At 72.2% G+C, this 23571-nt stretch carries 23 protein-coding genes; 11 read left to right on the top strand and 12 right to left on the bottom strand.

Annotated features, from left to right (window positions below):
- Nucleotides 1-34: 34 nt before the first annotated feature.
- Entirely contained in the window at nucleotides 35-856 is an 822-nt protein-coding gene (locus OG446_RS04225; RefSeq protein WP_328892766.1) for a PhzF family phenazine biosynthesis protein, read from the bottom strand.
- A gap of 184 nt (nucleotides 857-1040) precedes the next feature.
- Nucleotides 1041-2102, bottom strand: a complete 1062-nt coding sequence (locus OG446_RS04220; RefSeq protein WP_328892765.1) for a phosphotransferase — start codon at nucleotides 2100-2102, stop codon at nucleotides 1041-1043.
- Between the two features lie 184 nt (nucleotides 2103-2286).
- Between OG446_RS04220 and OG446_RS04215 the strand changes: the two genes are divergently transcribed.
- A complete protein-coding gene (locus tag OG446_RS04215; protein WP_328892764.1) occupies nucleotides 2287-2925 on the top strand; it encodes a PadR family transcriptional regulator in 639 nt (212 codons plus the stop codon).
- 105 nt (nucleotides 2926-3030) lie between these two features.
- On the opposite strand, the gene OG446_RS04210 is transcribed toward OG446_RS04215, so the two are convergent.
- Entirely contained in the window at nucleotides 3031-3462 is a 432-nt protein-coding gene (locus OG446_RS04210; RefSeq protein WP_328892763.1) for a type II toxin-antitoxin system Rv0910 family toxin, read from the bottom strand.
- 61 nt (nucleotides 3463-3523) lie between these two features.
- Nucleotides 3524-3736, bottom strand: a complete 213-nt coding sequence (locus tag OG446_RS04205; RefSeq protein ID WP_328892762.1) for a hypothetical protein — start codon at nucleotides 3734-3736, stop codon at nucleotides 3524-3526.
- Between the two features lie 243 nt (nucleotides 3737-3979).
- Here OG446_RS04205 and OG446_RS04200 point away from each other — a divergent pair, with 243 nt between their 5' ends.
- From OG446_RS04200 to OG446_RS04190, 3 genes are all read left to right on the top strand, one after another.
- Nucleotides 3980-4513 carry a Clp protease N-terminal domain-containing protein gene (locus OG446_RS04200; RefSeq protein WP_328892761.1) on the top strand — a complete coding sequence of 178 codons (534 nt, stop codon included), beginning with the start codon at nucleotides 3980-3982 and terminating at the stop codon, nucleotides 4511-4513.
- Nucleotides 4514-4612: 99 nt separating this feature from the next.
- On the top strand, nucleotides 4613-5617 hold the full coding sequence (locus OG446_RS04195) for an EamA family transporter (protein ID WP_328892760.1): 1005 nt from the start codon (nucleotides 4613-4615) through the stop codon (nucleotides 5615-5617).
- Nucleotides 5618-5775: 158 nt separating this feature from the next.
- Nucleotides 5776-6732, top strand: coding sequence for a DMT family transporter (locus OG446_RS04190; RefSeq protein ID WP_328892759.1), 957 nt, complete (start codon nucleotides 5776-5778; stop codon nucleotides 6730-6732).
- Between the two features lie 59 nt (nucleotides 6733-6791).
- On the opposite strand, the gene OG446_RS04185 is transcribed toward OG446_RS04190, so the two are convergent.
- Nucleotides 6792-7487 carry a pyridoxamine 5'-phosphate oxidase family protein gene (locus tag OG446_RS04185; protein ID WP_328892758.1) on the bottom strand — a complete coding sequence of 232 codons (696 nt, stop codon included), beginning with the start codon at nucleotides 7485-7487 and terminating at the stop codon, nucleotides 6792-6794.
- Between the two features lie 35 nt (nucleotides 7488-7522).
- Here OG446_RS04185 and OG446_RS04180 point away from each other — a divergent pair, with 35 nt between their 5' ends.
- Nucleotides 7523-8854: an aminotransferase class I/II-fold pyridoxal phosphate-dependent enzyme gene (locus OG446_RS04180; RefSeq protein ID WP_328892757.1), complete on the top strand. Its 1332-nt coding sequence runs from the start codon at nucleotides 7523-7525 to the stop codon at nucleotides 8852-8854.
- A 126-nt stretch (nucleotides 8855-8980) separates the two neighbouring features.
- Here OG446_RS04180 and OG446_RS04175 read toward each other — a convergent pair whose 3' ends face one another.
- Nucleotides 8981-10018 (bottom strand): DMT family transporter, encoded by a 1038-nt coding sequence (locus OG446_RS04175; protein WP_328892756.1) that lies wholly within the window; start codon nucleotides 10016-10018, stop codon nucleotides 8981-8983.
- A gap of 74 nt (nucleotides 10019-10092) precedes the next feature.
- Between OG446_RS04175 and OG446_RS04170 the strand changes: the two genes are divergently transcribed.
- Complete coding sequence (locus tag OG446_RS04170; RefSeq protein WP_328892755.1) at nucleotides 10093-11013, top strand: LysR family transcriptional regulator; 921 nt, start codon at nucleotides 10093-10095, stop codon at nucleotides 11011-11013.
- A 66-nt stretch (nucleotides 11014-11079) separates the two neighbouring features.
- Here OG446_RS04170 and OG446_RS04165 read toward each other — a convergent pair whose 3' ends face one another.
- Nucleotides 11080-11547 (bottom strand): pyridoxamine 5'-phosphate oxidase family protein, encoded by a 468-nt coding sequence (locus tag OG446_RS04165; protein ID WP_328892754.1) that lies wholly within the window; start codon nucleotides 11545-11547, stop codon nucleotides 11080-11082.
- 112 nt (nucleotides 11548-11659) lie between these two features.
- On the opposite strand from OG446_RS04165, the gene OG446_RS04160 reads away from it, so the two are divergent.
- Entirely contained in the window at nucleotides 11660-12310 is a 651-nt protein-coding gene (locus OG446_RS04160; RefSeq protein ID WP_328892753.1) for a cysteine hydrolase, read from the top strand.
- Between the two features lie 21 nt (nucleotides 12311-12331).
- Here OG446_RS04160 and OG446_RS04155 read toward each other — a convergent pair whose 3' ends face one another.
- From OG446_RS04155 to OG446_RS04140, 4 genes are all read right to left on the bottom strand, one after another.
- The gene (locus tag OG446_RS04155) at nucleotides 12332-12787 is read right to left on the bottom strand and encodes a Rieske (2Fe-2S) protein (RefSeq protein WP_328892752.1); all 456 of its coding nucleotides are present in this window, start codon (nucleotides 12785-12787) and stop codon (nucleotides 12332-12334) included.
- Between the two features lie 74 nt (nucleotides 12788-12861).
- Entirely contained in the window at nucleotides 12862-15027 is a 2166-nt protein-coding gene (locus OG446_RS04150) for a S9 family peptidase (protein WP_328892751.1), read from the bottom strand.
- A 171-nt stretch (nucleotides 15028-15198) separates the two neighbouring features.
- Nucleotides 15199-16806: an MDR family MFS transporter gene (locus tag OG446_RS04145; RefSeq protein ID WP_328892750.1), complete on the bottom strand. Its 1608-nt coding sequence runs from the start codon at nucleotides 16804-16806 to the stop codon at nucleotides 15199-15201.
- 100 nt (nucleotides 16807-16906) lie between these two features.
- The gene (locus tag OG446_RS04140; protein WP_328892749.1) at nucleotides 16907-17515 is read right to left on the bottom strand and encodes an acyl-CoA-like ligand-binding transcription factor; all 609 of its coding nucleotides are present in this window, start codon (nucleotides 17513-17515) and stop codon (nucleotides 16907-16909) included.
- 250 nt (nucleotides 17516-17765) lie between these two features.
- Here OG446_RS04140 and OG446_RS04135 point away from each other — a divergent pair, with 250 nt between their 5' ends.
- Entirely contained in the window at nucleotides 17766-18596 is an 831-nt protein-coding gene (locus OG446_RS04135; protein ID WP_443050263.1) for an IclR family transcriptional regulator, read from the top strand.
- Between the two features lie 501 nt (nucleotides 18597-19097).
- On the opposite strand, the gene OG446_RS04130 is transcribed toward OG446_RS04135, so the two are convergent.
- Nucleotides 19098-19661, bottom strand: a complete 564-nt coding sequence (locus OG446_RS04130; RefSeq protein WP_328892747.1) for a flavin reductase family protein — start codon at nucleotides 19659-19661, stop codon at nucleotides 19098-19100.
- A gap of 308 nt (nucleotides 19662-19969) precedes the next feature.
- Between OG446_RS04130 and OG446_RS04125 the strand changes: the two genes are divergently transcribed.
- The 3 genes from OG446_RS04125 to OG446_RS04115 are packed head-to-tail and all read left to right on the top strand — an operon-like array spanning nucleotide 19970 to nucleotide 23567.
- Nucleotides 19970-20839: an alpha/beta fold hydrolase gene (locus OG446_RS04125; protein ID WP_328892746.1), complete on the top strand. Its 870-nt coding sequence runs from the start codon at nucleotides 19970-19972 to the stop codon at nucleotides 20837-20839.
- The gene (locus OG446_RS04120; protein ID WP_328892745.1) at nucleotides 20836-22533 is read left to right on the top strand and encodes an FAD-binding protein; all 1698 of its coding nucleotides are present in this window, start codon (nucleotides 20836-20838) and stop codon (nucleotides 22531-22533) included. Before OG446_RS04125 ends, OG446_RS04120 begins: the two co-directional genes overlap by 4 nt.
- Nucleotides 22530-23567, top strand: a complete 1038-nt coding sequence (locus OG446_RS04115) for a ferredoxin--NADP reductase (RefSeq protein WP_328892744.1) — start codon at nucleotides 22530-22532, stop codon at nucleotides 23565-23567. The genes OG446_RS04120 and OG446_RS04115 overlap by 4 nt, the downstream gene beginning before the upstream one ends.
- Nucleotides 23568-23571 lie beyond the last annotated feature (4 nt).

Genomic DNA, 23571 nt, shown 5'->3' with positions numbered 1-23571 from the left:
GGGACGGTCCGCGCACCCCTCGTGCCGTCCGTCGTTACAGGGTGACGAGCAGCTCGCCGTCCACGACCGTCACGGCACGGCCCGCCAGCAGGGTGCGGTCGCCGCGCAGGGACGTGCGGACCAGACCGGAACGGGCGGACGCCTGGAGGCCGGTCAGCTCGTCGCGGCCGAACCGGGCCGACCAGAACGGCGCCAGGGCGGTGTGGGCGCTGCCCGTCACCGGGTCCTCGTCGATGCCCACGGCGGGGAAGAAGCCGCGGGACACGAAGTCGTAGCCGCAGTCCGGTGAGGCGGCGGCAGCCGTCGCGATGACACCGCGCCGCGCATGGGCGGCCAGCGCGGCGAAGTCCGGCGAGAGGCCCCGTACGGCCGTTTCGTCGGCCAGTTCCACGAGGAGATCGCCGATGTGCGGGCCCGTGTCGTGCACGGATACGGGCTCCGCACCGAGGGCGGCGGCCAGTCCGGCCGGCGGGGCTTCGGGGGTCAGGGGGGCGGTCGGGAAATCGAGTGCGATCGAGCCGTCCGGGTCCACGGTCGAGGTGAGCACCCCGCACCGGGCGGCGAAGCGCACCGTGCCGCTCGCGGTCGAGGTGGTGTGCAGGGCGTGGGCCGTGGCGAGGGTGGCGTGGCCGCACATGTCGACCTCGGTGGACGGGGTGAACCAGCGCAGCGCCCAGTCGGCGTCGCCGCCCGGCGGAAGCGGATGGGCGAACGCGGTCTCGGACAGGTTCAGCTCCGAGGCGATCTGCTGGAGGCGGCTGTCATCGGGGAAGCCCTCCGGGCCCAGGAGCAGGACACCTGCGGGGTTGCCGGAGAAGGGGCGGTCGGTGAACGCGTCGACGATACGAATCCTCATGGTCCGACGGTAGGGGCGGGGCGTAGCCGTCGGCCAAGGCCAATTCCGGGTCGGCGGCCCGGAATGACGTGTCCCGGAGGCGGACGCTCTCTGTCGGGCCCTTGCGCCGGGACATGAGCCGACGGCCGCGGCGCGGGGGCCCGTCGTCACACTGCCGTCGCGCGGCAGACGGCAGTGTGACGCCCTAGTACCAAGGGCGGGCGTCATGTGCGGGCAGCGGGCGCAGCGTCGGCCAGCGTTCGAGCAGGCGGCCGGCCAGGGCGGAGCCGAGGCGGCCGAGGGCGTGCAGGTGATCGTGGTCGCGGGTCATGCCGGCGACCACGCCGAGGCGGTGGACGAGCCGCTCACGGGCGGAGATGTAGCCCCACTCGAAGTCCTCGGCGGCCACCCGGGCGAACTGGTCGGCCGTTCCGCGGTGGGCCCGCTCGACGAGCGCGTCGCCCTGGATCAGCCAGCCCGCACACGCGTCGGCGAGGTCGCCCGGCACATCCTTCCCGGTGAGGCCGCGCCAGGTGGTCCGGTAGACGCCCTCGACCTCCGCGAGCGGGGCCGCGGTGACCGACATGGCGCACCAACAGGTGGGGAAGCCGATGCGGAAGTAGGCGAGTTCGGTCAGGCCGTTGCCGAGCGAGGCGCGTTCGAAGTCGACGAATCGGACTCCGTCGGCGGTGCGCAGATCGTTGCCGGGGCAGGGGTCGCCGTGCAGCAGGGCATGGTGCGGGGTGGGGTCCAACCGCTCCAGGAGACCGGCGAGTTCATCGGGAACCCTGGACGGTACGGGCACGTCGAGCGCTCTGGCCAGGGTGAGGAAGGACTCCGCGTCGGTGGCCGTGGGCCCTGACGAGGCCGGTAGCGCGCCCGCGTCGGCGGGTCCGGTCACGGCGTGCAGCCGGGCGAGCGACTCGGCGTACCCCGGCATCCAGTCGTCCGTCCTGCCGAGGTCCTCCAGGTGCTCGAGGACCAGCACCCGCGAGGGCGGGTCGGTGGCGAGCACCGCGGGGGCCACGGCGGGCCGCCCGGCGGTCCGTCCCGCCAGGCGCAGCCCGGCGGCCTCCCGCGCGAAGCGCGTGTCCGCGTCGGCGCTCGCGTCCCCGGCGTCGGTGATCTGTTTGACGATCACCGGTCGCCCGTCGGTCAGCCGCACCCGCCAGACGCGTGAGCGCGGACTGCTGTCCAGGAGATCGGCCTGCTGAGGAGTGCCCACGCTCGCGAGCAGCGCCTCGTTGAACGGAACACGGTTCGGCATGCCGACGAGCGTAGCCGTAGCCGGCATGTGCGGGCGTCCTGGCTGCCGACCGCCGGGCACGGACCCGGGCGCCCGGAGCGAGTTCCGCACAGGGGGTTTGTCGGACGACCGGTTCCGATATATCGTTGACGCATCGCGACAGTACAGCGATAGATGGAAGATCAATGAGAGAAGGAGAACGGTCATGCGTTCACATGGACATGAGCACGGGCACGGTCGTGGGCACGGTCAGGGGCGCGGCCCCTTCGGCCCCGGTGAGTACGAGCGGGGCGACTTCGAGGGGCGTCGCGCCGCCTTCGGGCAGTTCGGCCCGCCGTTCGGGGGCGGCCCCTTCGGTGGCGGTCCGTTCGGCGGAGGGCGAGGCCGCGGTGGCGGCCGGGGGAGGGCGCGCCGTGGTGACGTGCGTGCGTCGATCCTCGCGCTGCTGAAGGACCGGCCGATGCACGGCTACGAGATGATCCAGGAGATCGGCGAGCGCAGCGGCGGGGCCTGGCGGCCCAGCCCGGGGTCGGTGTACCCGACCCTCCAGCTGCTGGAGGACGAGGGGCTGATCGTCAGCGCGAGCGAGGGTGGCAAGAAGCTGTTCACCCTCACCGACGCCGGTCGTACCGAGGCGGAGTCGGGGGCCGACGCGCCCTGGGAGGAAGCCGGCCGGGGTGTCGACTGGGACAGCCTCAACGAGGTCCGGCAGGCCGGTTTCGGCATGATGGAGGCGTTCGGCCAGGTCTGGAAGACCGGCTCGGCCGACCAGCGCGAGAAGGCGTTGGCGGTGATCAACGACGCCCGCAAGAAGCTCTACCTCATCCTCGCCGACGAGCACTGAGCCGCACGGTGAGTGAGGTGGCAAGAGGTGTGCCGAAGGACCCCGTGGTGCTGCCACGGGGTCCTTCGCTGTGTACGGGTGGGGCGGTGGCCGTGCCGGGCGGGGTCAGGCGACGATCAGCCCGTCCAGTTTGCGCAGTGACTCGATGAGGGCCGCGGTGGCCGAGTCCTTCAGCTTGCCGGCCATCAGCGAGACCGCCGCCCCGGTGAACTCGCCGTCGATCCGGATCGTGGTGGCGTCCCCGTCCGGAGTGAGCACATAACTCATCTTGAGGTTGACGCCCATCGGCCCCTTCCCCGTGGTGGTCAGCAGCCGGCCGTCCTCCAGCTCCGACACCGTCCAGGTCACCTCGGCGGGGAAGCCCATCAGCTTCATGTTCTCCTCGTACGTGCCCGCCAGTTCGAGGCCGGCCGGGCCGCCCTTGGGGAAGCTGGTGTGGGTGGCGTTCCACTCCCCGTACGTGCTGAAGTCGGTCAGCTGGGCCCAGACCTTGCCGGCCGGTGCTGCGATACGCGCTTCTGCACTGACTTCGGCCATGCGACCACCCCTTCTCGACGGGTTACGGTGTCGCGGAACGTAGCCGCAGCGGTGAGAACATTCAATACTGATGAAGCGTCAGATCTGCTGGATCGGTTCCGGTCCGCCAGATCAGGGCCGCGTCGAACCGGTCGCAGGCGCGTGGATGCGGTCCGTCGTCGTGGCAGTGGAACGCCGCCCAGAACAGATCCGCGCGCAGCGCGTCGGACGGCGCGTGCACCCGGTAGACGTACTCGCGCCCGTCGAGTGCCGGCAGCGAGACGAGCCAGCTCACCTCCGGCGCCCCCTCCCGTGGCCGTCATGGTGTTCGACCTGAGAGACGTGTACGGGGAGGCTTGCGGTTGCCCCGGGAGCGTGAGGCAAGGCGGCGCGCGCCGTTTGCGGGAATCCGGCCCCGGAAAGGCGCGATCTCATCCGCAAGGAGGAGGTCTCGCTCCTCTGTGCCCAACTCGGGTGGGATGCGGCAATGGGACTCTCCGGGGACGCCGCGGCCGATACGGGCTGATGGGGTGGAAGTGTGCAGAACCCGACCCCGCGGATCCCTCAGCAGCCCGCACCGAACCACCGTGCTGAGTACGACGCCGGACTCACCGACGAGCTGGCCGCCGTGGTGACGAGCGCGCGCAGGCGTGCCCTGCGTGACGGAGACCGGCAGATCGACACGGCTCATCTGCTGCATTCCCTCATCGAGTCGGACCAGACGGTCCGTTCAGCCTTCGACGGCGGCCCGCAGCTGGCCAGGGTGCTCGGCTACCTCGTGCAGCGCAGCATCGGATACGGGCTCCGCTGGCAGGGCGCGGTGGAGGACTCGGGTGCGGCCCACGTGGTGACGGACGCGGGCGCCGAAGGGTGGTCGCCCTCGGCGGCGTCGGCCATGGCGGACGCCGCCCGCAGGGCGCAGGCGCTCGGGCGCGGGCGGGCCGGCGGACTCGACCTGCTCGCCGCACTGGCCGCCGACCGGGAGAGCCGGGCGGTCAAGGTGCTGGAGCGGGCGGGGGTCGACCCGGCGCTGCTGGCGGACCGCATCGTGGAGGCGTCCGGCCAGGCGTGACCGGCCCCGCCATGTCAGGGTCGCCATTGACATCGGAGTGTTACCCAAGTCAGGCGTCACGGGGGTGACGCTCCTGACGCCGGCTGTCATGATGTGCCGATGCACGCGTCTCAGGGAAGAAGCGCCGGCCTGGGACTCGCCCTCGCCTCGGCCTTCGCGTTCGGTGGTTCAGGAGTGGCGGCCAAGCCGCTCATCGAGGCGGGCCTGGACCCGCTCCACGTGGTGTGGCTCAGGGTGGCGGGCGCCGCGCTCGTCATGCTGCCCGTGGCCTGGCGCCACCGGGATCTGGTCCGCAGCCGCCCCGTGCTGCTGCTGGGATTCGGCCTCCTCGCCGTCGCGGGCGTCCAGGCCTGCTATTTCGCCGCCATCTCCCGTATCCCGGTCGGTGTCGCACTGCTCGTCGAGTACCTGGCGCCGGCGCTGGTCCTCGGCTGGGTGCGCTTCGTCCAGCGCCGCCCGGTGACCCGGGCGGCCGCCGTCGGCGTCGTCCTCGCGGTCGGCGGTCTGGCCTGTGTGGTCGAGGTGTGGGCCGGGCTGAGCTTCGATGCCTTCGGACTGCTGCTCGCGCTGGGCGCGGCCTGCTGCCAGGTCGGCTACTTCGTCCTCTCCGACCAGGGGAGCGCGGACGCGGCGGACGGTGCCGAGCCGCCGCATCCGGTCGGAGTCATCGCCTATGGACTGCTGATCGGAGCCGCCGTCCTGACCGTGGTGGCGCGCCCATGGGGCATGGACTGGTCCGTGCTCGGCGGCGACACCGCGATGAACGGCACGGACGTCCCCGCCTGGCTGCTCCTCGTGTGGATCGTGCTGCTCGCCACCGTCATCGCGTACGTCACCGGCGTGATCTCGGTGCGGCTGCTGTCACCGGCGGTGGCGGGTGTCGTCGCCTGTCTGGAAGCCGTCATCGCCACCGTGCTGGCGTGGGTGCTGCTCGGGGAGCACCTGGCCGCGCCGCAGCTCATCGGCGGTGCGCTCGTACTGACCGGCGCCCTCATCGCGCAGTCGTCCACGCCCAAGGCGCCCTCCGGGCCCGTCGCCTCGGGGCCGGGCGGGGAGCGGTCGGCGGCCGAGGGGGAGTTGCCCGCCGGACGGGCCGCCTTCTAAGGTGTCGATCATGCGTTTGACCGTACTTCCGCCGCCTGCCGCCTAGCGCGGGCAGCCACTCCTGACGAAGACCGGGCTCGGGCAGTCCCCGAGCGGTTCGTCGCTGCCCGCGTGCGGAGCCGAGCGACCAACTCCCCGTCCTTCCTTGGAGAAGTCACGTGTCGAACCCTGCTTCCGGCCTGCCCGTCGGGCGGAGCCTGTGCTATCTGATCATCGCCGGAGTGGCCTGGGGCACGGCCGGTGCCGCCGCCTCGTTGCTCTTCGGGGCCAGTGACCTCGGCCCCCTCGCCCTGTCGTTCTGGCGCTGTGCGGGCGGGCTACTGTTCCTGCTCGCCGCGCTCGCGCTGCGGCCCGGCCGGGTCGCGGCCGTTGCCGAGTCCGGGCGCCGGCGACTGCTGCGCATCGTCGGTACCGGTATCGGCCTCACCGTGTTCCAGACCGCGTACTTCGCCGCCGTCCAGGTCACCGGCCTCGCGGTCGGCACCGTCGTCACGCTCGGAGCGGGCCCCGTCCTCATCGCGGTCGGTGCCCGGCTGACCATGGGGGAGCGGCTCGGCCTCGGCGGACTCGCCGCGGTCGCCGGAGCGCTGAGCGGTCTCGCCGTACTGGTACTCGGCGGAGATGCGGGCACGGTGCGGCCTGCCGGGATCGCGCTGGCCCTGCTCTCCGCAGCGGGCTACGCCGCGATCACCCTGCTCACCCGTCGGCTCGGGCGGGACGGTGGCGGCGGCGACGCGCTCGCCACCAGTGCCTGGGCGTTCGGGATCGCCGCCGTCGCGCTGCTGCCGATGGCGGCCGGCGAGGGCCTCGTCCCGCACACGGAGCACATGGCGCAGGTGGTGACCCTGCTCGTGTACATCGCGGCGATCCCGACCGCCCTCGCCTACGCGCTGTACTTCGCGGGCGCCGCGGTGGTGCGGGCCGCAACCGTGTCGGTGATCATGCTGCTCGAACCGGTCAGCGCGGCGGCCATCGCCGTCGTCGTGCTCCACGAGCGGCTCACGCAGGCCACGGTCGCCGGAACGCTGCTGCTGCTCACGGCGGTGGTCGGGCTGGCCGTCGCCGAGACGCGTGGCGCGGCGAATGCCCGCCGGGAGGCGGCCGTCCCCGTGTGAACCACCGGGGTGGCGGGGCCATGTGATGCCGTACGGCCCCGCCACCCGAAGGGGCTCCGTCAGAGTGCGTTCAGATACTCCGGGACGACGATCGAGGGGTCGAGATCGTCCGCGGGAACCGGTGTGGCGTAGCCGGGCGCGAGCGGGACGACGCCGGCCCAGTGGGGGAGCGCGAGATCGCGTGCGTCGTCGTTCGGGCCACCGGTCCGGATCTTGGCGGAGACCTCCCGCAGGTCCAGCCGGATCACGGCGGTCGCCGCCAGCTCCTTCGAGTCCGCGGGCCGGGAGTCCTTGGACCGCCCGGGCACGACCTGCTCGACGATCGCGTCGAGGGCGACGCGCCGCTCCTCGGGATCGGTCACCGTGTGCGCCGTGCCGTGGACGACCACGGAACGGTAGTTGAGCGAGTGGTGGAAGGCGGATCGGGCCAGCACCAGCCCGTCGACATGCGTCACCGTCAGACACACGGCCAGTCCCTCGTCGCTCCCGTCCGCCGCCCGCAGCGGACGGGAGCCGGTCGAGCCGTGTACGTAGAGGCGCTCGCCGACCCGGCCGAAGAGTGTGGGAAGGACGACGGGCGCGCCGTCCCGTACGAAGCCGAGGTGACAGACGTACGCCTCGTCGAGTATCGAGTGGACCTGTTCCCGGTCGTAGGAGGCCCGCTCCCGGGAACGGGTCGGGACCGTGCGTCCGGTCGCGTCGTAAGCGGTCGCGGGGTCCGGGGCCGTGGTCTGCTGGGGTGCGGTCTCCGGCATTGCGTACTCCATTGCACTAGTGCATACTGAATTTTGTGCTAGGAGAGTATCGGATCAGTGGGCGGCGTGCATCGGAAATTGCCGCCAGTGTGGAGCGGGCAGTCGGTTCGGGTGAGCTGAAGCCTGGGCAGGTGCTGCCTCCCATGCGGGAGTTGGCCGGTCAGCTGAGGGTGAACCCCAACACGGTGGCGGCCGCCTACCGCACCCTGCGGGAGCGCGGCGTGATCGAGACGGCCGGGCGCAGGGGCAGCAGGGTCCGGCCGCGGCCGGCGAGCACCGCACGCGGGTCGGTGCGGGTGGAGGCGCCGCCGGGTGTGCGGGACCTGGGGGAGGGCAACCCCGATCCGGCGCTGCTGCCCGCGCTGGGGGAGGCCTTCGCCTCGGTCGCCGAGGCGTACGCACGGGCGCCGGGGATGTATGCGCAGGAGTCCGTGGAGCCGGAGTTCGCCGCGCTCGCGCGCGCCGGGTTCGACGCGGACGGTGTTCCCGCCGGGCCGGTGATCGCCACCTCCGGCTCGCTGGACGCGATCGAAAGGGTGCTGGTCGCGCACCTCAGGCCCGGTGACGCGGTCGCGGTCGAGGACCCCGGCTGGGGTGGCCTGCTGGATCTCGTTCCGGCGCTGGGCATGCGCCCGGTCCCCGTGGCGGTCGACGACGACGGCCCGCTGCCGGACGCCCTGGACGCGGCGCTCGGGGCGGGTGCGCGTGCGGTCGTCATCACCGACCGGGCGCAGAATCCGACCGGAGCGGCGATCGGTGCCGGGCGCGCGGCCGAACTGCGGGCGGTCCTCGCCGGGTACCGCGGGGTGCTGCTCATCGAGGACGACCACGGGCACGCCATCGTCGACCTGCCGCTGCACCCCCTGGCCGGTGTCACGGACCGCTGGGCGTTCGTGCGGTCCGTCGCCAAGGCGTACGGGCCGGACCTGCGGGTCGCCGTGTTCACCGGGGACGCCGTGACCGCCGACCGGGTCTCGGGCCGGCAGCGGCTGGGGCCCGGCTGGGTCAGCCGGCTGCTGCAGCGGGCGGTGGTGCACCTGTGGACCACGGGTGCGGTCGACACCCGGGAGGTGGCCCTGTCGTACGCCCGCCGCCGGGACGCACTCGTCCGGGCCCTGGTGGACCGGGGCGTCGAGGCGCACGGGCGCAGCGGGATGAACGTGTGGGTCCCCGTCAGCGACGAGACGGGTGCCGTGGCGCGGCTGCTGCACGCAGGCTGGGCGGTGGCGCCGGGCGCCCGCTTCCGGATGACGGCGCCCCAAGGGATCCGGCTCACCGTGTCGCCGCTCACCGACGCCGACATCGCACCGCTCGCGGACGCGGTGGCCGCGGCGGCGAGCCCCGCTGACCCGCTGAGCTACGGATGAACTGCCGGACCCGCTGACCGCTGGCCCGTCAAGCCACGGATCAACTGCCGGGACCCGCTGACCCGCTGATCCGTTGAGCCACGGGTGAACTGCCGGGACCCGCTGCCGCGTTGAGCCACGGATGAACTACGACGGCTTCCGGCGTCGCGGCCCCGGAGCGCGGTCCGGCGGGGCCGGTGCCCGGGAGCCGCGGGGTCTGCTCTGGGTCAGCGCGGCGCCCGCCAGGACGACGAGGGCGCCGACCGGGGTGTTCCAGCTGAGCTGCTCGCCGAGCACGGCGACTCCGGCGGCGGTGGCGATCACCGGGATGAAGTAGGTGACCATCTGCGCGGTCGTCGGGCCGACCTCGGTGACCAGGCCGTACTGGAGAAGTACGGCGAGCCCCGTTCCCAGCGCCCCGAGCGCGACCACGGACAGGGTGGGCCACAGCGGGAGGCCGTCCGGCACCGAGGTGAACAACGGGGTCACCAGGGCGAGCTGAACCGTGCCGAGGAAGAGCTGGCTGCCGGTGAGGGAGAGGGCGGACGAACCGCTGCCCGCCAGCGTCCGGCGGACGTAGATCCAGCCGACGGGATAGCTCAGTGAGGCCAGGAGCGCCATCGCCGTACCGCCGAAGTCCAGACCGGAGAAGCCCTGCCACGCGCCCAGTACGGTCAGTACGCCGAGAAAGCCGAGCCCGAGACCCGCGACGCGGCGGCGGGTGGGCCGGTCCTCGGACAGTGCCACGAGGGAGAGCGCCATGCCCCACAGCGGTGAGGTCGCGTTGCAGATGCCGGCCAGGGTCGACGGGATGGTCAGTTCCGCGTAGGCGAACAGGGAGAACGGCAGGGCGTTGAGGAGGAAGGCGGCAACGGCCAGATGGCCCCAGGTTCGGGCGGTGCGCGGCAGTCGCTCCCGCTTCACCGCCATGGCCACGGCCAGGACCGCGGTCCCCGACAGGAGCCGGCCGAGCGTGACCTGGAACGGTGCGTAGCCATGGGTCCCGACCTTGATCAGGAGGAAGCTGAAGCCCCAGATGAGCGAGAGCGCCGCGAAGCGAAGCCGCCAGTCCAGCGCGGGCCGGACGGTGCGGCCGGCCGGATCGGGGAGGGGCGACGCCGGTGTGGTCTGCCGGATTCCAGGGGTCGCGGTGGCCGGGGTCCCCGGCGCGGGCGGTGCGCTCATGAGGTCAACGATGACGAAATCAATCTCGTAGCACAAGTGAGACTTTGTGCGGGTGTCCGCGTAGCATTGCTTACATGTTGAATTTGGAGCGCCTGCGCACGCTGGATGCCCTGGCCCGGCTCGGTTCGGTGAGCGGCGCCGCGGAGGGGCTGCACGTCACCACGTCCGCCGTCTCTCAGCAGATGGCGAAGCTGGAGCGGGAGGTGGGCCAGCAGCTGCTGGCCAGGAACGGGCGCGGGATCCGGCTCACCGACGCGGGGCAGCTGCTCGCCGACCACGCGGCCCGGATCCTCTCGCAGGTCGAACTCGCCCAGTCCGACATCGAGGCCCAGCGGGGCGAGGTGGTGGGCGAGATCCGGCTCGGCGCGTTCCCCACCGCCGCGCGCGGACTCTTCCCGGCGACGCTCCTCGCCCTGCGCGCAGACCATCCCGAACTGCGGGTCCGTACGCTGGAGCTGGAACCCGAGGACGGGATCCGCGCCGTACTCAGGGGTGACATCGATCTCGCCGTGGTGCTGGACTGGAGCAACAAGCGGCTGCCGGTTCCGGGTGGCCTCGCCCGTGAGCAACTGCTCGACGACGCACCGGACATCGCCATGCCGACCGGTCACCCGCTCGCGGAGCGCGACAAGGTCGACCTGGAGGACTTCGCCGACGACGACTGGGTGTCGTGGCCCGAGGGCGAGTTCTGTTACGACTGGCTGATGTTCACCCTCCGCTCCAAGGGGATCGAACCGCGCATCGCCCACCTCGCCGGTGAGCACCACACCCAACTCGCCCTGATCGCTGCGGGAATGGGGGTCTGTGTGGCGCCCCGGCTGGGCCGGGGGCCGGTGCCCGACGGGGTGCGGCTGGTTCCGGTGCGGCAGAAGATGCGACGGCATGTCCACGCGGTGTGGCGGGCGGACGCGGACCGGCGCCCGTCGATCAGGGCGGCGGTCGCGGCGCTGAGGGAGGCGGGGCGGGAGCTGGACGATCCGCTGGGGGACGTCTGAGCCCAGGGCCTTTCGTCGGGATCGGGGCGGCCCGGGGAGCGGGGGCCGAACGAAAGGCCCCGGTGCTCACAGACCGGCCAGCTTGCCGAAGTCCCAGGACGTGACGGCATCGGGTGTGAGACGCATCCAGGCGTGCCGGCCGTCGTGCGGCATCGTCTCCATGCCGAAGTACTTCGCCGCGAACAGCCGCTCCGGGACGGTGAGTTCCGGGCAGGGCTCGCCGGTGCGAGGCGCCTCGCCGACGAAGACGGCCTCGCCCGAGAGCTCTGTGCCGCGCAGCTCTCCGTACTCCACTCCGTCGTCGACGACCACGGAGAGCCTCGGGTCATGGCTCAGCTGCGACCAGCGCAGGCTCCGGGTGATGGAGTAGAGCCAGAGCGAGGTGCCGTCCCAGCAGAACCAGAGCGCGCCGACGTGCGGCCGGCCGTCCGCTCCGACGGTGGCGACCCGACAGGTGCGCTGGTCGGCGAGGTAGGCGTCGCGCTCCTCGTCCGTCATCATGATCCGGCGGCCCCGCCGCTGACTGACGGCCATGGGAAGCCCCCTCCTGTTAGCTGACTACGTGTCAGGAATCATGGGGCCTCTTCCTTCATCACGCAATGGAGGTTAGCCTCGCGCGCCCGTTCCGTCATCGAGAGGGGCAGCCGTGCCGAGCAGGGAACAGCTAGCCGAACAGACCGATCCCGCGACCACCGTGCTGCTGACGGTGGAGTGCCAGCAGGGCGTGGTGGGCCCCGGCAGCGCGCTGCCCGAACTGGCCAAGGAGGCCAGGTCGTCCGGGGCCCTGCACAACGTCGCCCGGCTGGTCTCCGCCGCCCATGAGGCGGGCGTCCAGGTCCTGCACGCGGTGGCCGAACGCCGGCCGGACGGGCGGGGCGCCAACACCAACGCCCGCCTCTTCCGTGCCGCGGGCCGGCTTCCGGTACAGCAGCACTCCGGCAGCACGGCGGTACGGATCGCCGAGCCGATCGAGGTGGCGGACCAGGACCTCGTCGTGCGCCGGCTGCACGGGCTGTCGCCGATCGCCGGCACCGACGTGGACGCCCTGCTCCGCAACCTCGGCTGCCGGACCCTGGTCGTCACCGGTGTGTCGGCGAACGTCGCCATTCCCAACGCGGTCTTCGACGCGGTGAACCTCGGCTACACCGCGGTGGTGCCGTCCGACGCCATCGCGGGGGTGCCCGCCGACTACACCCCCGCGCTGATCCGCAACACCCTCGCCCTGGTCGCCACCGTGACCACGACCGACGACCTCCTCGGCTGCTGGCTGGGCGGCCGTACCAGGGAACGGAAGTGAGGAGGCGCCAGGACGGCCCGGCTACGACGCCAGGCTGATCGAGTCGCCCTCGACCGTGATCTCGGCGGCGGGCAGCGGTGTGGTGGCGGGCCCCGCCTTCACGTCGCCCGTAGCCACGTCGAACTTGCTTCCGTGGCACGGGCAGTTGATGGTGCCGTCGGCGACGGTCGACACGGTGCATCCCGCGTGCGTGCACTTCGAGGAGAACGCCTTGAACTCGCCGGCCGCGGGCTGGGTGACCACGACCCCCTCGTCCTTGAAGATCGTGCCGCCGCCCTCCGGGATGTCGGTGGTCTTCGCGAGAACGGGGCCTGCGCCGGCGGAGGCGCTGCCGCCTGTCTGCTTGACGGCATCGGAACCGGACGACTCCTTCGAACTGCCGCACGCGGTCAGTACGGCGGCCACCGATACGGCGCCGGCCGCTGTGACGACGGTCCGGCGCCCGATACGGGCCTCGTGGTCCTGCGATGCGCTCATACGGGCGCTCCCTCTCTGCGGTGTTCGTGGATCCGACGCTTCGTCCAGGGGTACGGGCAGCCGGTGATCCGTGTTCAAAGACCCAGGGACTTCCTCAGGAAGTCCCGCTCCAGCAGCAACAGGTTGCTCGCGGTCTGCTCCTGGCCGACCAGATGGCCGGCGCCCGACAGCGGCAGGACCGTGTGCGGCCTGCCCGCCGCGAGCAGTGCCGCGGAGAGCCGCAGCGTGTGCGCCACGGCCACATTGTCATCGGCAAGACCGTGCACGAGCATGAGCGGCCGGGTCAGTGCCGCCGCCTCGTCCAGGAGCGAACTGCGTCTGTAGTTCTCGGGCAGCACGTCCGGGTGGCCCAGGAAGCGTTCCTCCCAATGGGTGTCGTAGAGCCGCCGGTCGGCAGGGGCCGCACCCGCGACCGCCGCGTGGAAGACCTCCGGGTGCCGCAGCACGGCCGCCGCCGCCAGGTACCCGGAGAACGACCACCCGCGCATCGCCACCCGGGTCAGGTCGAGGTCCGGGTATCGGGCGGCCGCCGCGTGCAAGGCGTCGATCTGGTCCTCCAGGACGGCCGTGAGGCGGTCGCCGTGCACCGACTTCTCCCACGCCTCACCACGCCCGGGGGTGCCCCGTCCGTCGGTGACCAGCACGGCGAACCCCTGCTCGGCGAACCACTGGGCGACCGCGACCCACCAGGCCCGCACCTCCAGGACGATCTGCATGCCGTGTCCCGCGTAGGGACTGAGCAGCACCGGCAGCGGACCGTCGCCCGGCCGGTGCCAGGAGGGCAGGTAGAGCCTGCTGCGCAGGTCCCGTTCGCCCAGGCTCAGGGCCAGCGGCCGCGGAGTGACGAGGGGTTCCTCGGCCAGGACCGCGACCGAGCCCGTCGGTTCACCGGCGCGCAGCACCGTCACCGTGTGGCCGTCCGGCGTCCTGCTGTCCAGGACCACCGTCGGGCCCCCGACGGCCGCCGTGTGCACGCCCGGTGCGCCGCTGACCCGTACGAACCCCTCATCGGGATCATCGGCGGCGTACGACCAGACATGGATCTCGGTCGGCTCCTCGCCCGCCGTGAAGAACACCCGCCCGTTCGCCGTGCCGATCACCTCGCGGACCTCCAGGCCCGGCGGTGTCGTGGCGCCGCCGATGTCCAGCCCCTGGGTGTCGCCGCCCGGCCGCGCGGGAACGACGAGCGCTCCGGAGCCGAGACGCAGCGGGGTGCCCGGGCGCAGGGCCACCCAGGCGGGGTCGTGCGCCCGGTGCGCGGTGCGGGTCGCGCCGGACGCCTCGTCCACCTCCAGGACGTGGACCGACCGCTGGTCCCGTGTCTGTACGGTGACGAGCGGCCCGTGGCCGTCCCAGCCCGCCGCCACGACGTACTCGAACGCCCGGTCCGTCCACACGTCTTCGGGGTGTCCGTCGCCGGCCTGCGCGGGCAGGCGGACGTCGGTCCGCTCGCCGGACACGCGCAGCAGATGCAGCGACACCTCGGCGTTCGCCGTGCCCGCGGCCGGATAGGCCACCACGCGGGGCGGTCGCTCCGGGTTCGAGGGATCGGCGATGTAGCGCTTGTGGACCTGTGCCGTGTCCACCCGGGCGACCAGGAGCGCATCGCCACGAGGCGACCACCAGTAGCCGCGCGAACGCCCGATCGACTCCTGCGCGACGTAGTCGGACAGCCCGTACGTCACGTGCTCGCCGTCCGGTCCGGCCAGCGGGCGGTCGTCGGTCCCGTCCGCCCGTACGGTCCGCAGCGCGCCCCGGGACACGTACGCGATCAGGGAGCCGTCGGGGGAGGGGCGCGGATCGACGACCGGTCCCGCCGTCGGGACGCGGAGCGGGGCGCCGCCCTCGGTACGCAGCACCCAGAGGACGCCCTGGAGGGCGAAGGCCACCAGGCGCGCGGAGGCGTCGGTGGCGTAGGACACGATTCCCGAGGACGTCTCACGGGCCCTTTCCCGCCGGGCCCGTTCCTCGGGCGGCGCCTCGCCCGGGGCGTCGTCCGCGAAGCCGGGCCCGAGCGGATCGGCCAGGAGCCGTTCCGCACCGCCCTCGTACAGCCAGAGCCTGCTCACGGGGTCGGTGCCCGAGGTGCCCCGGAGGAAGAGCACACGTTCGCCGTCGGGGGAGACGGTGAACTGCCGGGGCACGCCGAGCGAGAAGCGCCGGGTGCGGGCGAACTGGAGCGGGAAGCGTTCCGCGGCGGTCGCGGGCGCGTTGACGGTCGCGTCGAAGGGGGGATTCATGGCGACACCATGGCAGGTGGAAATGGGCTCGATCCATCCCGGTCCGCCCGCATATGGTGCGAGGTTCCGCTCGGGCGGGCCGGGAGCCTGCGGGATTGGGCCCCGTCGCGACTGAGCCCCGCACCGACACGCGGGGGGCGCGTGGCGGTGCGGGGCTCGGTGACCCGGCGATCAGTGCGTCGGGGCTGCGGCGGAACTGGCCGCTGCGGCGTTCTCCTCCGCGAGCCGCTCCATGCCGCTCTGCGTCTTGAGCGGCTTCTCCTTGATGAACAGCACGGCGACCAGCGCGAGGAGCGCGAAGGGGGCGCCGATCAGGAAGACGTCGGCGGTCGCGACGCCGTACGCGTGCTCGACCACCTGGCGGGCCGGTTCGGGAAGCGTGCTGAGGTCGGGAACGCCGTGTCCGGCACCCCCGTTGCCCGCGGCCCCGCCGAAGCCCTTCTCCATCTCCTGGGCCACACGGTGGCCGAGTACCGCGCCCAGCGCGCTCGTGCCGATCGCGCCGCCGAGGCTGCGGAAGAAGGAGAGCACCGAGGTGGCCGCACCGAGCTCCGAAGCGGGTACGTCGTTCTGCGCGGCCAGCACCAGGTTCTGCATCAGCATGCCGACGCCGACGCCGAGCACGACCATGTAGAGGCTGAGCAAGCCGAACGACGAGTCCGCGCCGATCGTGGACAGCAGGCCCATGCCCGCCGTCATGATGATGCCGCCCGCGATCAGGAAGCCCTTCCACTTGCCCCGGGCGGAGATGATCTGTCCGGCGACGGTCGTGGAGACCATCAGACCGAGGATCATCGGCAGGCTCATCAGGCCCGCGACGGTCGGCGTCTTGCCGAGCGAGATCTGGAAGTACTGCGAGAGGAACACCGTGCCGCCGAACATGGCGACGCCGACCAGGAGGCTCGCGACCGTCGTCAGTGCCACGGTGCGGTTGCGGAAGATGGCCAGCGGGATGATCGGGTCCTGGACCTTGGACTCGACCCAGACCGCGACGGCCAGCAGGACCACGCCGGCGCTGACGAGTGCGGCGGTCTGCCACGACGCCCAGTCGAACTGGTTGCCCGCGAGGGTCACCCACAGCAGCAGGGCGCTGACGCCGCTCATGATCAGGACGGCGCCGACGTAGTCGATCTTCACCTCTCGGCGGATCGTCGGCAGCTTCAGCGTCATCTGGAGCAATGCGATGGCGAGCAGCGCGAACGGTACGCCGATGAAGAAGCACCAGCGCCAGCCCAGCCAGGAGGTGTCCACGAGCACACCCCCGATGAGCGGTCCCGCGACGGTGCCGACGGCGAACACGGCACCGAAGATGCCGGAGTAGCGCCCGAGTTCACGCGGAGGGATGATCGCCGCCATGACGACCTGGGCGAGGGCGGTGAGCCCGCCCGCGCCGATGCCCTGAAGGATGCGGCTCACGATGAGCAGTCCGACGCTGTGCGAGAAGCCGGCGACGAGTGAACCGACGACGAACATCGACAGCGACAGCTGGATGAGCAGCTTCTTGTCGTAGAGGTCGGACAGTTTGCCCCAGATCGGGACGGTCGCCGTCATGGCGAGGAGCTCGGACGTGACGACCCAGGTGTACGCGGACTGGGTGCCGTTGAGGTCGGAGATGATCCGGGGCAGGGCGTTGGCGACCACGGTGGAGGCCAGGATGGCCACGAACATTCCGGCCATCAGGCCGGACATGGCCTGGAGTATCTGGCGGCGCGTCATGCCGGGCGCGGCCCCCTCGGGCGCACCGGCGGTACCGGCTTCGGGTGTGACGGCAGCGGTCATCGGCTGACGTTCCTCATTCTCTGGTGACAGGTTCTGCGGTGACAGGTTCTGTGGTGACTCGTCGGGTGGAGCGTTGATCCGTTGATCTGTGGGCCGTTCCTCAGGTCTTCAGGCCGTTCGCCAGTGAGGCGAACGCCTCGCGGTACAGGCTCTGGAAGGTGCGGGTGCGGCCGGAGGCCACCCACACCTCGACGGTGGCGCGCACGGCCGCGATGGCCACGTGCGCGAGCAGGCGGGGCTGCAGATCGGTCTCGGGATCCTGGCCCAGACGCTCCGCCAGGACGGCGACCAGGGCGCGCTCGTCGGCGCCCTGGGCGGCCAGGAATCCCGGGAGCAGGGAGGGGCTCGTCCTGAGCACCGCCATCTGGAGTTCCCAGCGTTCGTGGTCCTCCTCGACCTGGGCGAGCTCCTGGGCGAGCGCCTCACTCAGGGCTTCGAGTGCGGTGAGGTGCCCCGGTGCGTCCAGTACGGCCCGACGGGTCTGCTCGGCGCAGTCGTGCCCGGGGCGGGTGATCGCGTCCTCCAGGCAAGGGAAGTAGTTGAAGAACGTGCGCACGGAGACGCCGACCGCGTCGGTGACCGCTTCCACGGTCAGGTGCTCGATCCCACGGTCCGCGGCCATGCGCAGGGCCATGTCGGCAAGGGCGTCGCGTGTCGCGCGCTTCTTGCGTTCGCGCAGCCCGAGGGATGCGTCGTGGTCGGCACTCATGAAGGTGCATGCTATGCAATTTTGCGCCCTGGGCAAAATTCTTCCGGGCGCCCGGTCCGGGGCGGGTCGGCGGCCGCCGGGGTGAGTGCGGGCAAAAGAGACGGTGCGTATCTCTTCACTGGGCTCGGGGGGCGCTGTTACATTCCGGAAAACAAGAATTCATTTCAGTCTGTGGCTGGAGGCACCCATGACGGCTGTCCAAGACGCTCCCCATGTGCAGACACCGGTTCGTCGCGAGCTGCCACCGTCGATGGTCGAGCGCATGACGCTGATCATGGACGTCTTCGAGGGCAGGGCGGCCCGGCTCTCGCTGGAGGAGGTGGCTCGCTCCACGCAGCTGCCCAGGTCGACGGCGCACCGGATCCTCGACCAGCTGGTACGGCTGCGCTGGCTCGAGCACACCGCCCTCGGCTACGGACTCGGCCGCCGCGCTCTCGGCCTCGGCGGCGGGGACGGTGCCCACGGCAGGATCCGGGAGGCCGCGGCCGCCCGGCTGCACGACCTGCAGATCAAGACGGGCCTGGTGGTCCACCTGGCCGTCCTGGACGGGGCGGAGGTGCACTACCTCGACAAGGTGGGCGGGCGCTTCGCCGCTGCCGTGCCCTCCCGCGTGGGCGGCCGGGCGCCCGCCCACTCGACCGCGCTCGGCAAGGCCATGCTGGCCTGGCTCGAACCGGAGGACGTCGAGGCCAGGGCCGCCGAGTCCATCGGCCGTCTGACGCACCGCACCATCGCCGACATCGGCACCCTGCACCAGGAACTCAACCGCATCCGGCGCCGCCACGGCCTCGCCTTCGAACGCGGCGAGTGCTTCCCGGACATCGCCTGTGTCGCCGCCGCCGTTCGCGGGCCCGAGGGGCCGGTCGCCGCGATCTCGCTGGTGGGCGACGCCTGGTCCCCGCTGGAGAAGGTGGCGCCCCTGGTCGTGGACGCGGCGCGGCAGGTGTCGCGCGAGCTGTTCCCCGAGCCGGAGGCTCCGGTCAGGGCGGCACGCCGGACCGCCGCCGTGCCGGAGGAGACGTGGTCCCCGCAGGCCATGGACCGGCTGCTCGCGGTGGGACAGTACGGCGACTGGCAGTAGCCCGGGGTGAGGAACCTGTATACGGATTCGGCGCCGGTCGTGCGAGGAGCTGGCCGGACAGCTCCGCCGCGACGGCCTCACACCCGCCCTGGATGACGGACTGACCGCCTTCGCCCGCTCGGCGGGCGAGTCGGCCGCAGCGTCCGGCGGCCGCGCCGCACTGTTCGACGCCCGCCGCGCGGCGCTGGGCACCGGCCAACTCGACGACCGGGAGCACGCCCACATCGGCCTCCGGCGGAACGGGCTCGCCGGTGCCGCCGCCTTCGGTGTCCCGCTGCCGGCCGCCGCGGAGCGCGATCTGGCCGCGGCCGCGGCCGAACCGGCCGATCCGCTGCCCCACCTGGCGGGATGGTGCCGGTCCACGGCGGCCCTGCTGCGCCGCCGCCGGCCCGACAGCGACATCGCTGCCGCCACCATCGCCCCTTGCACCCGGCGTGAACGGCAGGGCGGTGCGAGCCGGTCGGTCGTCGCCGTGGAAGCCGGGGCCGGCCACCCCTCAGCTCACCCCCAGTGGTCGCCCCAGCCCCACGGGACGGGGGGCGCCGCCGGGCTTCCGACGCCGAAGCCGCCGCGGAAGAAGAGCATCGGCTGCCGTTCGGACACGGTCTCCAGGGCCAGGACCCGGCCCACCACCACGTCGTGGTCACCCGCGCCGTGCACGTCGTACACATCGGCGTGCACCCGGGTCAGGACGCCGGGCAGGGACGGCGTACCCCAGCGGGAGACCTCCCAGTCCAGCCCTTCGAACTTGCGGCCCTTGCTCGAACCGAACCGGCCGCAGAGATCGGTCTGCTCCTCGGTCAGGATGTTCACCGTGAACCGGCCCGTCTCCCGGATCCTCGGCCAGGCCCGCCCCCGGTGGTCCGCGCAGAACAGGACCAGGGCCGGTTCCAGCGACACCGACGCGAAGGACTGGCACGCGAAGCCGGCGGGGATTCCGTCCCGGCCGGTCCCCGTCACCACCGTGACCCCGGATGCGAAGGTGCCCATGGTGCGCCGCATCCGGGCAGGGGTCGGCTCGGTCTCCTCGCATGCCTCGGGCGCGGACAGGGGCTCTGCGGTCATCGGGTTCACCTCGACGGGGACGGTGCGGTGGTGTGCCCGGGACCGGGCAGGGGGCCGAAAGTAGGACAGCGGCCGAAGCGCCGGGGGGCGGTTCCCGATGAGTGGAACGGCCCCGGACCGCGGGCCGCCCGCACCCCGGCGGCCGTACGCATCCCGCTCACCGAGACGCCCGCCGCGTGGCCCGGCGGGCCGTGGCTACCGTCCAGGAACCGATCACCCGGCACCCATGGCCGCCCGGAGGGACCACCACCCCGGCCGGCCCACCGGGTCACCAGGTCCACCGGACACAGAGGTCAACCGAGGCAGGGATGATGACGGCGCTGAGCCATGACTCCACACTGCGTGAACTCGCCATCGATCAGGGCGTGTTGCGCTACCACGAGGCCGGGGACGGCCCGCCCCTGCTGTTGTTGCACGGATCCGGCCCCGGGGTCACCGGCTGGCGCAACTACCGGCACAACCTGGGGGCGTTCGCCGAGCACTTCCGCTGCCTGGTCCTCGAGTTCCCCGGCTTCGGGGTCAGCGACCCGGCCGACGGTCACCCCATGGCGACGGCTGCCTCGTCCGTGACCCGCTTCCTGGACGGGCTCGGCCTGGACCAGGTCGACATCATCGGCAACTCGATGGGCGGCATCGTCGGCACGCGCTTCGCGCTCGCCCACCCGGACCGGGTGCGCCGACTGGTGACCATCGGCGGCATCGGCCGCAGCATGTACAGCCCGAGCCCCGGTGAAGGCATCAGACTGCTCACCGAGTTCACCGACGAGCCGACCCGCGAGGGACTGGTCCGCTGGCTGAACTCCATGGTGTACGACCGGTCGCTGGTGACGGAGGAGCTCATCGAGGAGCGGTGGAACCACGCCACCGACCCGGAGACGCTCGCCAGTGCCCGCCGGATGTACGGGAGCGAGGCATTCGCGGCCGGAGCCGCCGCGGCCGCCGCGTCCGACGAGGCGCCCTACTGGGCCATGCTCCACCGGCTCCGCGCGAAGACCCTGCTCACCTGGGGCCGCGACGACCGGGTGAGTCCCCTCGATATGTCGATCGTGCCGATGCGTACCATCCCCGACGCGGAACTGCACGTGTTCCCGGACTGCGGGCACTGGGTGATGATCGAGCAGAAGGCTGCCTGGGAGAGCGCGGTCCTCGCCTTCCTCACCCGCAAGGACACGGCGTGAGCGCCGCGGCCCAGGGAGCCTGGGACGAGGAGTTCGACTTCGTCGTCGTCGGCAGCGGCGGAGGCGGCATGGCCGCAGCCCTGACCGCGGCCGACAGCGGACTGAGCACCGTCGTCGTCGAGAAGGGGGCGATGTACGGCGGAACGACCGGCATCTCCGGAGGCGGCATCTGGATCCCCAACAACCCCACGCTGAAGGCCAGGGGGCACGACGACAGCCGCGCGTCCGTGCGCCGCTACCTCGACCTGCTCACCGAGAACCGGGTCCCCGCCGCCCGCCTCGACGCCTTCGTCGACCAGGGCCCCGCCGCGATGGAGCTGCTGGAGAAGAGCCGCTGGTTGCGGTTCTTCTGGGTCAAGGGCTACGCCGACTACCACCCCGAGTACGACGGGGGCCGCCCGCTCGGCCGGTCCGTCGAGGCCCTGCCCTTCGACACCCGCAATCTCGGCGAGGACGAGAAGCACCAGCGGCCCAACAGCCTCAAGGGCCCCCTCGGACTCTGGATCACCGCCAAGGACTACCGCGACCTCGCCATGGTCAAGCGGACCTGGCGCGGACGCTGGGCCTCCGTGATCGCCGCCTGGCGCGTCTCGTCCAACATGGTCCGCCGGCGCCACATGGCGACCGGAGGCCGGGCGCTGGTGGCGCGGATGCGGATGGCGCTCAAGGAAGCCGGCGTACCGGTGTGGCTGCGCAGCCCGATGACCGAACTCGTCACCGACGCACAGGGCACGGTCACCGGCGTCGTCGTCACCCGCGACGGCCGGGCCGTACGGGTCGGAGCCCGGCGCGGCGTGCTCCTCGCCACCGGCGGGTTCGACCACAACCGGGAGATGCGCGAGAAGTACCTGCCCGAGGGCGGTCGCGACAACCACAGCGCCGGAGCCGTCGAGAACGTCGGCGACGGCATCCTGGCCGGCCAGGCACTCGGCGCCGCGCTCGACTTCATGGACGATGCCTGGTGGATGCCGTCCGTGCACCACCCCTCCGGAGCGACGATCCCGCTGGTCTCCGAGCGGTGCATCCCGCCGTCGGTCATCGTCTCCTCCGACGGAAGGCGGTTCACCAACGAGTCCTCCCCGTACGTCAACTTCGTCCACGACCAGCTCGAAGGCGGGCACACCACCGCCTGGTTCGTCATGGACGCCAAGGCCCGCGCCCGGTACCCGTTCGCGCAGATCCTCCCCGGCATGCCCTTCCCCAGGGCGTTCTACGAGAACGGCACCGTGCACCGCGCGGACACCATCGCCGGCCTCGCCCGGAGCATCGACGTCCCGGCGGACGCCCTCACCGAGACCGTCGAACGGTTCAACGGCTTCGCCCGTACCGGCAAGGACACCGACTTCGGCCGCGGCGACAGCGCCTACGACCGCTACTACGGCGACCCGACCATGAAGAACCCCAACCTCGACGAGCTCGACAAGGCCCCCTACTACGCGATCCGCATCGAGGTCGGCGACCTCGGCACCAAGGGCGGCCTCGTCTGCGACGAGAACAGCCGGGTGCTGCGCGAGGACGGCTCGGCCGTCACCGGGCTGTACGCCACCGGCAACACCTCCGCGGCCGTCATGGGCAACGAGTACGCCGGACCCGGCGCCACCATCGGCCCCGCCATCGTGTTCGGCTACCTCGCGGCCCGCCACGCGGCCGCCGTCACCCGCACGGGGGCCGGGGCCGCCGGAGGCGCCCCATGAGCCCGGCGTCGCTGACCGTGCGCGTGGTCAAGGTGATCCGGGAGACGGCCGACGCGCACTCACTGGTCCTGGAGCCGGCGGACGGCGAGCGGGCCCGGTTCACGTACCGGCCAGGACAGTTCCTCACCGTCCGGGTGCCCTCCGAGCGCCCGGGCGGGGCGGCCCGCTGCTATTCGCTGTGCAGCTCCCCGATGCGCGACGAGCATCTGAAGGTGACCGTCAAGCGCACACCGGGCGGGTACGCCTCCCACTGGATCTGCGACCACGTCACCGAGGGCGACACCCTGGAGGTGCTGCGGCCCGCGGGCACCTTCACCCCCGACTCGCTCGACGGCGACTTCCTGCTCCTGGCCGCGGGCAGCGGCATCACCCCCGTGATGTCGATCCTCGCCTCCGCCCTGCACGCGGGATCCGGCGCGGTCACCCTCCTCTACGCCAACCGCGACGAACAGTCCGTCATCTTCCGCGACGAACTGGCAGACCTGGCAAGGGAGTACGGGGACCGGCTCACCGTCCTGCACTGGCTGGAGTCCGTCCAGGGCCGGCCCACCGCATCCGGCCTGCGCGCGCTGGCCGGCCCGTACGCCGGGCGCCCCGCCTTCGTGTGCGGGCCGGGCCCCTTCATGGACCTGGCGGCCGGCGCGCTCACCGACCTGGGCATACCGCCCGACCGGATCACCGTGGAGCGCTTCACCTCACTGACCGGCGATCCGTTCGCGGAACGCGACCCCGTACCGGAGCCGGACACCGCCGGGCCCGTCAGCACGGCCGAGGTGGAGCTGGACGGGGTGAGCCACACCGTCGACTGGCCCCGGAACACGCCCTTGCTCGACGTACTGCTCGCCGCCGGACTGGACGCGCCGTACTCCTGCCGGGAGGGCAGTTGCAGCGCCTGCGCCTGTGTCCTGACCGATGGCGAGGTGGCCATGGAACGCAACGAGGTCCTGGACGCCGCCGACCTCGCCGACGGTCTGATCCTCGCCTGCCAGGCACGCCCGCTCAGCGACCGGCTGAAGGCCACCTACGACGGCTGAGCCG

It is taken from the genome of Streptomyces sp. NBC_00236 (genome assembly GCF_036195045.1).
Classification (GTDB): domain Bacteria; phylum Actinomycetota; class Actinomycetes; order Streptomycetales; family Streptomycetaceae; genus Streptomyces.
Note: the sequence above shows the minus strand (reverse complement) of the source record. Positions and strands in the feature narration are given on the sequence as shown.